The sequence below is a fragment of the Clostridium sp. CTA-5 genome (genome assembly GCF_054768135.1).
In genome coordinates this window covers 474,104-489,217 of record NZ_BAAAAT010000002.1, presented here as the reverse complement: position 1 = coordinate 489,217, position 15,114 = coordinate 474,104, and the positions used below count along the sequence as shown (strand labels likewise).

The 15,114-nt window shown below is 27.6% G+C and carries 6 protein-coding genes and 1 pseudogene; 6 read left to right on the top strand and 1 reads right to left on the bottom strand.

Annotated elements, in window-relative coordinates:
* The first annotated feature begins 106 nt into the window (after positions 1 to 106).
* The gene (locus tag ACYUET_RS07315; protein WP_460278653.1) at positions 107 to 1,819 is read left to right on the top strand and encodes a hypothetical protein; all 1,713 of its coding nucleotides are present in this window, start codon (positions 107 to 109) and stop codon (positions 1,817 to 1,819) included.
* A 224-nt stretch (positions 1,820 to 2,043) separates the two neighbouring features.
* Here the strand turns inward: ACYUET_RS07315 and ACYUET_RS07310 are convergent, their stop codons facing one another.
* Positions 2,044 to 3,522 carry a flotillin family protein gene (locus ACYUET_RS07310; protein WP_460278652.1) on the bottom strand — a complete coding sequence of 493 codons (1,479 nt, stop codon included), beginning with the start codon at positions 3,520 to 3,522 and terminating at the stop codon, positions 2,044 to 2,046.
* Positions 3,523 to 3,727: 205 nt separating this feature from the next.
* Between ACYUET_RS07310 and ACYUET_RS07305 the strand changes: the two genes are divergently transcribed.
* The 5 genes and pseudogenes from ACYUET_RS07305 (at position 3,728) to ACYUET_RS07285 (ending at position 15,086) form a co-directional block, all read left to right on the top strand.
* Positions 3,728 to 5,092, top strand: coding sequence for an N-acetylmuramoyl-L-alanine amidase family protein (locus tag ACYUET_RS07305; protein ID WP_460278651.1), 1,365 nt, complete (start codon positions 3,728 to 3,730; stop codon positions 5,090 to 5,092).
* A gap of 714 nt (positions 5,093 to 5,806) precedes the next feature.
* Positions 5,807 to 8,041 carry a cadherin-like beta sandwich domain-containing protein gene (locus tag ACYUET_RS07300; RefSeq protein WP_460278650.1) on the top strand — a complete coding sequence of 745 codons (2,235 nt, stop codon included), beginning with the start codon at positions 5,807 to 5,809 and terminating at the stop codon, positions 8,039 to 8,041.
* A gap of 852 nt (positions 8,042 to 8,893) precedes the next feature.
* Positions 8,894 to 10,636, top strand: a pseudogene (locus tag ACYUET_RS07295) (N-acetylmuramoyl-L-alanine amidase family protein).
* A gap of 100 nt (positions 10,637 to 10,736) precedes the next feature.
* Positions 10,737 to 13,394, top strand: a complete 2,658-nt coding sequence (locus ACYUET_RS07290) for a LuxR C-terminal-related transcriptional regulator (RefSeq protein WP_460278649.1) — start codon at positions 10,737 to 10,739, stop codon at positions 13,392 to 13,394.
* Between the two features lie 1,389 nt (positions 13,395 to 14,783).
* Positions 14,784 to 15,086: a hypothetical protein gene (locus ACYUET_RS07285; RefSeq protein WP_460278648.1), complete on the top strand. Its 303-nt coding sequence runs from the start codon at positions 14,784 to 14,786 to the stop codon at positions 15,084 to 15,086.
* The last annotated feature ends 28 nt before the right edge of the window (positions 15,087 to 15,114 follow it).

Genomic DNA, 15,114 nt, shown 5'->3' with positions numbered 1-15,114 from the left:
TAATATTGTAGTAAAAGTCTGGTGTTTTACAGTTTTAACAAAGACTGGGATAGTTAATATTAAAATTCAAGTGCAAGCAATTATTTATAGGGGATAGGAGAAGGGCATGGAATTAAAGCAGGCTATAAGAATAAGGGAAGACTTATTTAATGAAGAAAAAAAGTTGTACATAAATTCTATAAATATTCTTAATACAAAACATAAGGAATTAATTGATGTCAATTATGGTTCAAAACTAGTTAATAATATAGCAAGGGATATATCTGGAGAAGCTATTAGGCGTTTTTTTGATTTAAGTGATTTATATATAACAGCAGATCAATTAGCAGAAAGAATTTTAAAGTTTGATTATAATAATGAATATGATCCACTTAAGGATCAACAAGCTATTATTAAAAATGTATATAACTATAGTGATTCAAAGGAATTTTCATCTTCAATAAATGAGATAAATAAGGTTAATAATTTAAATACAGTTAAAGTTTATCAGGATGAGAGAAGTGGCACTGAAAGTTTTTATGATGGCGACAAGAAGTATAATACAAGAAGTGATTATAAGAATAGTGAGCTTGTTTCAGATGATAATAAAGTAAGGGATAGTTTAACAGGGAAAATGGTTGATGGATCAAGTGTTCATGGTGATCATGTTAGGGCTATGAATTCAGCTACTTATAATTCAAAATATATGGACGAGTCTTATGTTGAAGAGATTGATAAGATTTATAATTCACCTAAAAATATGCAGTGGATAGATGGTAGAGCAAATCAATCAAAAAGTGATATACCAACTTATGAAGGCACAATTGAAAGATGGGAGAATGCAACTGGTGAATTAAAAGAACATCTTCAAGAAAAGGGTTATTTAGATAAGAATGGGGATGTGCCTAGTGATGTTAAAAAGAATTTAAAGAAAAACTTTAATTCTATAGAAAATACTGAGAGTCTAAAAGCTATAAAGCATGCAAAATATAATGAAATATCAAAAGAGGCTTTTAAGGATACTAAAAAAGGTTTAGGAAAAATATTTGCAGGACAGATGTTATATTATGCTCTTCCACCTTTAGTTTATGAGATAAGAATATTATTAAAAGATAAATTCATAACATTGCAGAATTTTTTATCTAAAATTAAAGAATCATCTAAAAGAATAATTAATTATATTAAAACTAATTTAAAAGATATAATGGTGGCTTTGGGTGTAAATTCATTAAAGAAGTTTTTAAAGGTATTCTTTGATATATTATTAAGTTTGGTTAAGGGCGCAGTTGAAAAGGTAATGAAATTAGCTAAATCACTTGTTTTAGCTTTAGTAGATTCAGCAAAGATATTACTTAATAAAGATGCTACTAAAGTCCAAAAAGCTGAAGCTATATTTAATTTGATAAGTATAACAATATCAAATGTTGTTGTTCAGGAAATATTAGAATATGCAAAAGCTATTCCACTTCCAAGTTGGTTATGGGAAGTAATTGAGATTCTTGCTATTGTGTTTACAACTAATATAGTAATGTTGATTTTAGAAAAAATGGACTTGTTTAATACTAAATATGGACTACTTGTTGCAAATATAGAAAAAGCCTTTGAAGAAACTAAGGAATCTTATTTAGCTTCTTTTAGTTCATTAAATGAAAATGCAAATGATAAAATTGATGAAATATTAAATGGTGTTGAAGAAGAAATATCAATAGTTAAGTTTAGATTAAAGAATTTAGATATGTATAATGATAATGTCCAAGAAGATTTAGAAGGCATTAATAAAATATTTGATATGAATATAGATTTTGATTCTGAGTGGAATGAATTTATAGGAGTTTTATAACGTAGGGGAGGAAAGATTATATGGGTATTATTGTGATTTTAGGAATTGTAATATTTTTGTTATGGGGATTTGCTAAATTAAATAGTAGATAAAAATAATATACATACCCCTGGGATAGCCCAGGGGTAAAAAATAGAGTTCATATATATTATCAGTTTCATTTAAATATATAAGCTCTAATAAACTTTATCTATTTTTTCCATGTTTTTATTTGTATATTAACATTAGTTAATATGATCATTTTGGTTAATATGATCATTTTGATTAATAGTACTATTTTTAGTTTCATCACTATTTGGGATAATAGGTTTACCTTTATCTACAAAAGACTTAAGCATTTCTGCAACATCAAGTCCAGTTAAATCTTTTAGTACTTCAAAACCAGTACCAGCAACATTTGTTACTGTTTTTGCAACTTTTGATGCTCCAGATTTACCGTTCCCGGTATCTATAACTGTAATTTTATCTATATTAGACATTGGTTTAGCTACTTCACTCATTATTTCTGGTAGTCTTGAAATAAGCATTTCTACTAGTGCAGCATCACCATATTTAGCCATGGCATCTGCAAGTTTATCTTTAGCTTCAGCATCTGCAATACCTTTTGCTTTAATTGATGATGCTTCTGCTTCTCCACGCATTCTTATAGCTTCAGATTCAGCCTCAGCTTCTATTTTTCTAGCTTCAGCTTTTGCAATTGCTTCAATTCTGATTTTTTCGGCCTCAGCTTCAGCTTCTTTTATTGCTTGAATTTTATTTGCTTCAGCGTATATTTCAATTTTACGTTTTTCAGCATCAGCAGGTTTTTCAACTTTAGCAATAAGTTCTTTTTCAACTCTTATAGCTTCTTGTTCTGCTAGAGTTGCTTTTTGTATTTCAACTTCTGATTGTTTTTCTATTTCTTTTAAACTATAAGCTATATCAGCTTCAGCTTTTGCTCTATCTTGTTCTGCTCTAAATTGCTCTACTTTTATGCATTTATCTCTCTCAGCAGCAGCAACTTCAGCATCAGCAGCAAGCTTAACTTTTTCTCCTTCTCTAGTAGCTTCAGCTGTTTTTATATCTGTATCTCTTTTTCTTTCCGCTTCAGCAACTTCAGCATCTGCTTTAGATTGTGCTACTTGTGGTCTAGCTCTATTTTCAAGATATCCACCTTGAGTTGAAATTTGTAATATTGAATAAGAAATAAGTTCAAGTCCCATTTCACTAAGTTCACGTTTAATATCTTCTTCTACTTTTTTCTCAAATGCAGAACGGTCATTATTGATTTGTTCAACTGTCATTGTAGAAACTATACCTCTTAAACGTCCTTCAAGAACAGGTTCAACCATTCGTCTTATTACACCAGTGGTATTATCAGCATTTCCATTACAAAATTGTTCCACCGCTTTATATATACTTTCAATTTGATTTTCAACTTTAACAACAGCAGTACCAGTGACATCAACGAAAATGCCTTGCTGAGATGGCGCTTCCTTTACATCAGTTGTCATTGAAATATTCTCTAATGAAATAATACATGAAGTTTCAAGAAATGGAATTATAAAACCACCTTTACCAGTTAGTACTCTTTTTTTAATACCTGTTATAACCATGGCTTTATCAGCAGGAACTTTACGCCAGAATGAAAGAATTAGGACTATTATTATTACAATAGGAATAATAACACTCACTTTTGAAAAAATTGTGCCTATGGCATGCATTTTATTTATCCCCCTTTAAATATCAAATCATATATTTATATTTAAGTATTAGTAAAAATATACCCCAGGGTCACTCCAGTCTTACCCCAAAGGTATATTAAAATTACAAAAAAGTTACAACTTTTCAACAAATGCGAGTTGGAACTTCCTTAATTGAGGCAAAAATGGTAAAATTGTAGTATGACATGTATTAAGGGGGATAATTATGAATAAAAGATTAAAAAGAATAATAGCAATTGCACTTACAATTAGTGCTTTTTCAACAATAGAGCCAACTAAGTATTTTAATATGACAACTACAAAAGCTTATGCATCTAGTAAAAGTAGTAGCAAGCTTAGTGAATTACAACTTAATAAGAAAGATGATAATAAGAAGGAAATTAAATTATATACAGATGATGATTATGATACAAAGGCTCAATTTAAAACTAGTAGAAAAGACTATTATACTAAAACAACATTAAAAAGCGTTAATGTAACTTTTGATTTGGAGTCTAGTAATTATGAAGCAAAGATTTTTGCTGATAATAATAAACGATCTACTGCATATGATAATGGTGAAGAAATTAAATTAGATAAGAGTGGTGTTACAACACTTTATGTAAGAGTTTATAAAGATGGTAAATTTGATAAAAATGATGTTAAGAGTAATGCTGTAAATGAATATAAGATTTATGTTGATAGAGGTGGATCAAGTAATTCTAAAAAAGATGAGGATAGACAAGATAAAATTTATTTAGAAGATTTAACTTTAAATAGGGGTGATGATTTTAAATTTAGCAAAAAAGTTACTTCATATGATATAAATGTTGATGAATCAGATGATTCTATAAGAATTAAAGCTGAACCAGAAGATGAAGATTATACAGTAAAAATTGATGGTGATGAAGTTACTTCTGATGATAAATATAGAAAAGATGTTAAGTTAAGTAAGGGGAAGAATTTAATTAGGGTTATTGTTGAGGATGATGATGATAATAAAAGAACTTACAAATTAAATATAAATAGAGGTAAAAAGGATTCAGATAAAAAAAATAATAATAACAATTCAGAATCAAATACTTCAACTCAAACTAACAATACACCAGGAAATGCTATATTCCCAAATAAAACTGATAATTCTAATTCAGGAACAAATGAAACTAATGTAGCTCCAGGAACAAATACAACTAATAATTCAACTTCTAATAAGAATAATTGGATAAAAACTTCAACAGGTAAATGGAGATATTATGATGAAAACGGAAATCTTTTAAAGAAAAAGTGGTTTTATGATAATAAAAAATATTGGAGATGGTATTACTTAGACGAAAATGGGGAAATGACAATAGGTTGGGCAAATGATGATAATAAATGGTATTATTTAAATAGTGATGGTTCAATGGTTACTGGATGGATAAAACCAAATGGAACATGGTATTACTTAAATGCTGATGGTTCTATGAGAACAGGATGGCTACAAGAAGGAAATAAGAAATACTATTTAAATGGTGATGGTTCTATGCAAATAGGAACAAAAACAATTAATGGACAAACATACAATTTTGGTGAAAATGGGGAATTAAAATAAAACACAGAATAAAAAGTATATGATGCTAAGAATTTAATGAAGCAAGGTGTACTTGTTAAATTACAAGATTTAAAGATACATGTACTGTTTTAAATGGAACATTAGCATGGGATTTAGAGGGTATATATAATGAAAGTACCTGTTTAGATATAGATCCTTTTGAAATATATGAAAATTCACCAGATGTTGATGAGTGTTACTAAATTATATTGAGTTTAGGAAAATTAAAAATATCCGAGGATGTAAATTAAAAAAAGTCACAATAATTTATATCCCTTGGGTATTTTTTGTTTTACAACAATTATAGAACTTTAGAAATTCTGCAAATTTTAAGCTTAATTTTTTATTATAATTTAAAGTGCTAAAAATAGCATTATATGTTGTGTAAATGTTTAAAATTATTAACAACTTTTTATACAAATATAGAAAAAAATGTTGATAAGTTTTCAAATTTGTGACTATATGTGCTACAATATTCTTGTTATAGTTTGTACACTTAATAATGTCTTTTTACTCATAGGGTACCTCTGAGCACCACTGGGGTAAAAAAATATAAATATATCAAAAAATATTTTAAATACTAAATTTAATATTATATGGTTTTGTTATAAAGTTTATGTAAAAGTGTACGAAAACTATAATATTATGGGAATTTTTGATTAATCACATTAAAAAGAGGGGAGGAAAATTGCCTATAAATGGCAATTGATAAAAATGAAAGTATATTTCAAAAGGTTTATATCACAGCTTTTAGTATTGGCCTTAATGATAGCAACAGTACAAATTGGAAATATTAAAGGGGTTAATGCGGTAGACTTAGATTTAGGTTTTACTGTCGAAGCAGGTGGAAGTATAGTAGACATGAATAAGAGTGGTTCAAGTTACTTTACTGATGAAATAGATATGTCAGTATCAACTATTAATATAAGACCAAGTGATACGTCATACTATAACATTGAAAGTGTAACTACAAGTGCTAGTGGAGTGAAGATTGCTACTTCAACAACCAATGGTGTTACTTCTGCAAAAATAGCTGTAAGTAAATATAATGATTTTGATGCAACTATAAAAGTTAGAGATTTAGGAACTAAAGAAGTTAAATCTTATACTGTTAGATTTAAATTTAAAGAAGAAAATGCTGAAATATTTAAATTTAACAAAATAGTTATAAATGCATCAGGTAATGGTGAAAATGTAAATTTAGATTTAGATTATAGTGCTAATACTGATGAATATAATTTATCTAATTTAGATGATACTTTAGATACAGCTAGAGTTAGTATTGTTGATGAGAATGGGAAACCTATAACTACAGGCGTTAAAATAACTATGGATGGTAAAACAGGAGTATTTAAATTATCTGGAGGAGATAATGAGATTACTATAAGTAGGACTGTAAATGGTCGTACTAAAATATTTAAATTAATAATTTCTAAAAAGGGGACTGCAACATTAAAATCATTAACAGGTGTTACACTGTCACCAACATTTAAATCAGATGAGTATGATTATACAGCTACTGTACCAACGGCAACAACATCTATTACTTTAAAGCCAACAGCAACTGATAATTCATCTACTATAAGAGTTAATGGGTCTACTGTAAATAGTGGAGCAAATAGTCAACCTATTAAATTAAAAGAAGGTAAAAATAACATTACAGTAAGAGTTACTACTAAAGATGGACAAAGTAATGTTTATAGTATTGAGGTTACTCGTACTGAAGCACCAAGAAGTTCATATTTAAAGTCAATTAAATTAAATACAGGAACTCTTATGCCATCTTTTAATAAGGAAACTTTTGAGTATACAGGAACTGTTGATAATAAGGTTACAGCAATTACAGTTACACCTACAGCTGAATATGCAACATCTACTATAAAGGTTAATGGTAAGAGTGTTGCAAACGGAGGTACAACTGGATTTATAAGTTTAGATGAAGGTTCTAATGAAATAGAAGTGGTTGTTACTGATGATAAAGGGGATAGTAGTACTTATACTCTTTATATAACAAGAAGATATGGAAAAGATAATGTAAGACTTGGAAGTCTTAAAACTTCAGAAGGAACTTTATCTCCAAAGTTTGATCCAGAAACTTACCTTTATACAGTTAAGGTGGATAGAGCTACTTCAAAGATAAAAGTTACATTTGCTGCGCAAAATGATAAAGCAACTATTAAAATAAATGGTAAAGAATATACAAGTGCTCAACAATCAGATTATATTGATTTAAAGATTGGAGCAAACCTTATTAATATTGAGGTAGTGGCTGAGGATAAGAAAACAACAACTAGTTATAAATTAAGCGTAATAAGAGACAAGGTATCTGCTGTTAATGAATGGGTTCTTTCAGGAGATGATTGGACTTTTTATGATGCAAATGGAATACAAGTTAAAAACAGCTGGGTTATCTATGATAATAAGTGGTATTTTATAAATGTAAGCGGATATAGAGAAAGCAATGGCTGGCTTTATGAAAGTGGAAATTGGTACTATTTAGATAAAGATGGCGTTATGCAAACTGGCTGGATTAAGGATAATGGATATTGGTATTACCTTCAAGGTGATGGAAAAATGAAGAATACTGGTTGGGGACAATATGACAAGCAGTGGTATATATTTAATGACAATGGAATGATGCAAACTGGGTGGATGTTAAGAGATGGATACTGGTATTTCTTACAAGACAATGGAACAATGAAAAAGGGATGGCAATATTATGATAAAAACTGGTACTATCTAAATGATGATGGAACTATGAGAAATGGATGGCTATTCACAGGAAAAGATTTCTATTATTTAGATTACCATGGAATGATGAGAACTGGCTGGCAAGAAATTGGTGGTCAATGGTACTATTTTGACTTTAACGGAAAAATGAAAACTGGAAATCTATTCTTAGATGGAAAGTGGTATCTTTTAGGTTCAGATGGTTCATTAGTAAGATAAAATTTTAAATATACCTAAATTTGATATTGTAGGATAAAGCGAATTTCAATGTAAGTTTGACTTTATCCTATAATATCTTTTTTTTATACTATTTTATGATATTATCTATAATCAAAATTACAAAACATGAAAAATGTATATTCTTTATAATTAGTTTTATATGATAAAAAACGATATTAAGTAAAAAAATAGAAATGCAATAGTTAGATATTAAGTAAAAATAGAAATACAATAGTTATTTTAGAGACTTTTTAAGTATTAAAAAAGCAGAAAAGCAAAAAATCATTAATTAAACAGTTATTTTAGAGGTTTTTTATTAAGAAAAATTAGTTAAATATTATCTATTTTTAACAAGTATACTAGCTATTATGGCTATAGTTATGGATATAAACTAATAATAAGGATACTTAAGAATAATATGTAAATGAATAATATTACAGTGATGGTTTTAAATATTCTAAATACATTTTAATGTTTTTTAAGGAAATATAATTTAAGTATAAATTTATAAAAAACTATTTGCAAGTTTGTCGAATGGTGATAGAATAAAGTCATGGCAACCGAGGTATAAAAAAATTACTTAAAGAAATAGCAATTAAGAAATAACAATTAAGAAATAACAGTTCATATTTATTAAAAATTTATTAGACTTCTTATTTTAAGTACGCCCTAATAAAAAGAATAAATGCAAAAACTAATTAACTAAGTTAGATAAGAGTTCTAAATTAATTAATAAAGATTGTTTCTAAATTAAAAGTAAGTTTTTTATACAGACAAGCCGTACTTAACAAAAGACAAGCAATTATTTATAAAATAGTTTAATTAAGTTAAAACAAAGGGAGAGAAAAGAATATGATAAAAAGAATGAACAAATTAACAGCTCTATTAGTAGCAGCTACAGCAGTAGCTTCTATAGTTCCAGCAACAGGGGTTAACGCTGCAGATTACCAAAGAATAGAATCAAAAGAAGGAACTGTATATTCAGCAGTAGCTTACAAAGATGGAAAATTCTTCGTAGATGGAAATGTTAAAGATGGAGATACTGACGCAGCTTACTACTTAAACGGTGGAAAATATTCTGATTTAGAAAATATTGATACTGGAGTAAGTGTTGACGGAGCATACTCAGACAAATACCTTTCAGTTGAAGGTGGAGATTACTATATTGATTTAAGTAATGGTAAAGTAACTGACGAAGATGTAAAAGATAATAACTTAGATGATTTAGCAGTAGCTTTAAGAAAACAAATCAAAGATAAAGCTGATGACAGATATACAACTGAACACGCTACTTTAAAATCTGCTTCAGATTTTACATTACTTGAAGGAGCTAAATTCACTGACAGTTGGTATGGCGTTAAATATGATGGAAAGAACCTTTACACAAATGTTAAAGGAGACTATATAGATGCTGACTACAGTGTAGGAAAAGTAAAAGTTGAAGTTACTACAGGAACATCTGCTAAAACAGTAACTTTAAACAACACTGAAGATAAAGAAGATTCAATCACAGCTGGACAAAAAGTTGGAGCTACAATAACAGCAGCAGACGTAATTGGACAAGATTCTAACTACATCTACAGAACTGCAACTATCCAATTAACTGCAGGAACTGATTCAATATCAAAAATAAACAATGTTGCAGTAACTCCAGGATCAACAGTAAGCTTCAAAGTTATTCAAAAAATATCAAAAGCTCAAGCTTCTGATAATATAGATGGAGCTAAATATGCTAAAACAGTAGCTAACTATGCTATCACAGATGAAGATGGTGTAGATGCAACTGCTAAATTAACTGGTATGTCATTCAACGTAGTTGACGGAAAATTAATAGCTTATAAAACAACTACAGCTAGCGGTTTAACAACAGTTGAAACTAGAGAAGTTAAATTATCAACTACAAAAGGATATACTTACACTGAAATCGAAGATGCTACTACTGAAAAAGATGCAATAGCTTTCGATAAAGACGTTGATGGTAGCATGTGGATGTTAAAAGGTGGATTTGTTTACAAATTCGATAACGTAGATGAATGGAACAAAGTTTACAAAGTAGACGGTTCTATGAACGAAATGTCAGTTTACAACAAAGACAACATGGTTGTTTGGAATGAAAAAGATGAAGTTTACTCAGTAATCGGAAACAAAGAAGAAGAAAAACCAGTTGAAGTAACTAAAGGATGGGTACAAGCTGCAGATGGAACTTGGACTTATGTTAAAGAAGATGGAACTAAAGCTACTGGTTGGTTAAACTTAAACGGAACTTGGTACTTCTTAAATGCTTCAGGTGTAATGCAAACAGGTTGGATCAACAACAACGGAACTTGGTACTACACTAATGCATCAGGAGCTATGCAAACAGGTTGAATCAATGCAGGCGGAACTTGGTACTACACTAACGCTTCAGGAGCTATGCAAACTGGATGGGTTAATGTAAACGGAACTTGGTACTTCTTAAATGCATCAGGAGCTATGCAAACAGGATGGATCAACAACAATGGAACTTGGTACTACACTAACGCTTCAGGAGCTATGCTTTCTAACACAACTGTAGATGGTTACAAATTAGGAGCTAACGGAGCTTGGATCAGATAATCTAATAGAAATTTACACCCCAGGGTGGAAAATTAATACATTAGAAACTTCCCTTATCTGGGAAGTTTCTTTTTTTTACACTTGATGGGTAGTAAATGAAGTGAAAGACAGGAAGGGTATAGATATGATTATAAATCCAGATGCGTTAAAGATAATTGATACGAATTATACAGTTGATAGAATAAGGATAAGTAAAAAAATAGATAAAATCATGTCTTTTAGTAGAATAGTTTATATTTTTGCACCAATTGGTTGGGGAAAAAGTATTACAGCAGCTAATTATGTTAAAGATTCTTTTTCAAGGGTTATTTGGGTTAAGTTTGAAAAAGATGATGATGATTATGAAGTTTTAAAATCAATATCAAATATTAAAAAAAGTGTTACTGATAATTTAAAACGGGTAATAGTATTTGATAATTTTGAACGTATAAGTAATAAATCAATTTTTAAGGCATTAGTAAATTTAATTGAGGATATGCCTAACAATTGTAAGTTTATATTTTTAAGTAGAAATAAGGTTCCTGTATATTTTAGTCATTTTATTGCAAATAGTGAACTTAAAATAATAACTAAAGATGATTTAAAATTTAATGCACAAGAAGTTAAGGAGTATTGTTCTAATAGTAAAATTGATATTAATGATGATAATATTGAAAAATTAATCCATAACACTTATGGTTGGCCATCGTGTATAAACATAGCTTTTTTATATTTAAAAATGGGTGAATATTCAAACTTAAATGAGATGTTTAAAAATAATGAGTATTTGACTTATTTTTTTGGAGAGAATATTTGGACTAAAATTGATTATGAAACTCAAAAACTTCTTATGGTTATTTCTTCTTTTCAAAATGTTGAATTAGAATTATGTTTAGACATGACAGGTAATGATAATTGTAAAGATATATTAGACGAATTTTTAATATTACAAGAAGATAGTACGTATAAGTTTAATCCTATATTTTTAAATTTTTTAAAGTCAAAATACAATGAGTTTAATCAAAAAGATTTATTAGAATTTTATCAAAGAGCAGGGTTGTGGTTTGAAAAGAATAATAGATATTTAGAGTCCGCTCATATTTATTACGTCTCAAAAGATTTTGAAAATGAGATTAAAAGTTTGGAGAAATTTTGTAAAGATAATAACATCATACAGTTTTTTAATGTAGAAAAATATATAAGAGAATTACCTGATTTTAGGTTGGAAAAAAACGCAACTTTATGTACTGTTATGGCATTTATTGAGGTGATATTATATAGGCCAAAGCAAGCAGAAAAATGGTATGAAAAATTAATAAAGATAAGGGAAAATATTTTAAGTGAAATAGAAATTTTATGTAAAGATAATGATAAAAAGCATAAGAATATTTCAAATAAAGAAAATAATTTAAATTGTAATGATATTAAGAAAAACGAAGGGGATATTTTACAAAAAAATAATTCTAATAATAAGGAAACTAAAAATGGCAAAGTCACAAGTGTTAAAGAAGATAATTTTTATATTGACAATTCTTTAAACAAAACAGATTTAAAGAATCAGCTTGAAGATATTGAAAAAAAGATTTTCTATGTATATATGAGTTTACCACAGGTTAGTAATCAGAAAATGATGGACAAATTTAATCAGTTATATAAAGAAAATAAAGATATTAATAAAATCCTTAATAATTTAAGTATAACAGGAAATAATCCAAGTCTATTAAGAGGATTAAGAGATTTATCTAATATATATGCTGATTATGAAAAATTTTTAAATGATAATAATGAGTTAAATGTAACTGATGGTAGTGAAGGTATACTTGGACTAGTTAATATTACTTCTGCTGAAGTTGATTATGAAAGAGATGATATAGAAGTAGCATTAGTTAAATTGGCTGGAGAAATAGCAAAGTATAAGATAGAGGGAAATATTGATATTTTATTTGTAAGTTATATAATCTTTGCTAGGTGCATGTGTGCAAATGGCTATATAAATGAAGCAAAAATAACTATTAGCAATATAAAAAATCTTATAGAAGAAAAAAATGCTCTTTATCTTATGAAAAACCTTGAATCTTATGATATAAGATTTAATCTTTTAATGGGAAATGTAGATGAACCTAAAAAATGGATTACTAATCCTTCTAATTATCGAGAGATGAATTATAACTTTTTAGAAATGTATCAATATATGGTAAGGGCAAGAGTCTTTATTCTTAATAAGGAATATAAAAAAGCAAATTATTTTTTAGAGAATTTATATAAATTGAATTGTAAGTATAATCAAACATTAAATATGGCAGAGTGTTGTATACTTCAAGCAATAGCATTAAATAAGGATGATCAGGAGGCTTTAGCATTAGAAAAAATTGAAAAAGCTTTAAAGATATCATCACAATTTAAATATGTAAGAGTTTTTGCTGATGAGGGAAAGCCCTGCTATGATATATTATCTAAATATGAAAAAATTAATAAATTAAATAAGAGTATAGACAAAGGATATTTAAAAAATATATTAAGAAGGACAAAAGAATTTGGAGAATTATATCCTAAATATCTTGATAATGATAAGTTATTAAAGGTTAATCTTACAAAGTCAGAGATTCAGGTGTTAAATTTATTAAATAAAGGAATGTCTAATATAGAAATAAGTGAACATTTAAATGTAACAAAAGATACAATTAAGTTTCATACTAAAAATATATATAGTAAACTTAATGTGAAAAATAGAATTAAAGCAGTACAGGTAGCTAAAAATATTGGAATTATTAATAAATAACTTTAAAAACAGTAGTGATGATTATTTCGCAGAACTATGAAAATTTCACTGGATTTATCTAAATGAAAAGTTGCCCCCATTCCTACTTGTTCCAAAGGTTAACTTTAGACAAGTAATTAATGAATATGACAAAAAGGAAACTTGACTCATTTACATTCGTCCAGTAAGTTCGAAGAACCAAATATAAAATTTGGATTCTTACTTAAGAACATCAACAGTTTATTTTCAAATGTTTGCTGCAACAACATCACTACTATTTTTATTTATTAAGTATATAAGTTCCAATAGAGTTTGTTCATTAATATAAATTAAAAAATATTTATAAATGATATTACTAATCATTATAGTGAGGAACTTATATAGAAAATTTATGATATATATGCTTCTAACTGGATATTATTAATTAAAGATATAATTTTCTATAAAAATTGTATAAAAGATTATAAATGTAATAACTTAATTAGAATATATATATTGCAAATTTAAATTTTCAACAAAAGAATATATAGCTATGTAATTTATTGAATGATTATTATTGCAATGTATATATTTAAAATATAGCTGATTGACAGAAGCAAAATAGGAAACTTGACTCATATACATTTATTTTTATTTTAAATAAATTGTTTTGTATAACTATAAAAATTTAACTATGTTTATTGTATTAAAATTTGCACTTGAAAATTTTAATACAATATTATAATAAAGCAACAAATTATAACATGAGAACTAAATTTAACTTATACATATTTGTTGATATACGGGATTTTTATCGGAAAAGTTAAGGAGTAATTCCTCTTATTAATTCATTACCATATATTTAAACAGATGATGAAAAAATTACAAAGCTAATTAAAAATGCAACCTACCCTTTGGGGTAGTTACAGAAAATATTACACTTGATATAATTTACTTGAAGTTAAGACATAATCACAAAATGATAAGTTCATCTGTAAGCTTATTTTACATTATACTGCATTAGCAAATTTTATCAATAAGTTTACTATGAGAAGAATCTACTTCCTTGCCTAAGAAAAATAATTAGGGCATTTTGGACTTGCTATTTTCAGGCATATGCCTAAATATGATCATATTTTTTTACTATTAGCTAACTATTTAATTATTGAATAGACAGCATATTTAACCCAAATTTTAGCTTACATTTAAATTTGGATTAAAACTTTTAGATTAAATTTGTGGAATTGAATTAAAACTTTTTATTTAAGAAAAGTATAGGTAGGCATTATAAATATTAAGAAATTTTTAACTTAATATTTTTAGAATAACATTAGGCATATGAAAGAATTTAATAAATCAAAAACATATTGATATATTATTTTTTGAATAGGCCTTAAATACAAACACTAAAGATTAAGGGGGATTTTGTTAATGCAAACAGCAGAAATTACACATGAACCAGTAGACAATAAGAAACATATTGGATGGGAATATATTGATGGAAAGTGGCACTTTTTTAATGAAGATGGAGAGATGCAATTTGGTTGGATTCAAGATGGACATGCTTGGTACTATCTAAATGATGATGGAGAAATGCAAACTGGTTGGTTTAAAGATGGAGAGGCAGATTATTTTGCTAATTCAAAGGGAGTAATGCAAACAGGATGTATAGAAGATTGTGGTGCACAATATTATACAAATAAAAATGGAATGATACACACAGTAGGAGCTTAAATTAAAAAGATAGTTAAAAATTTATAAT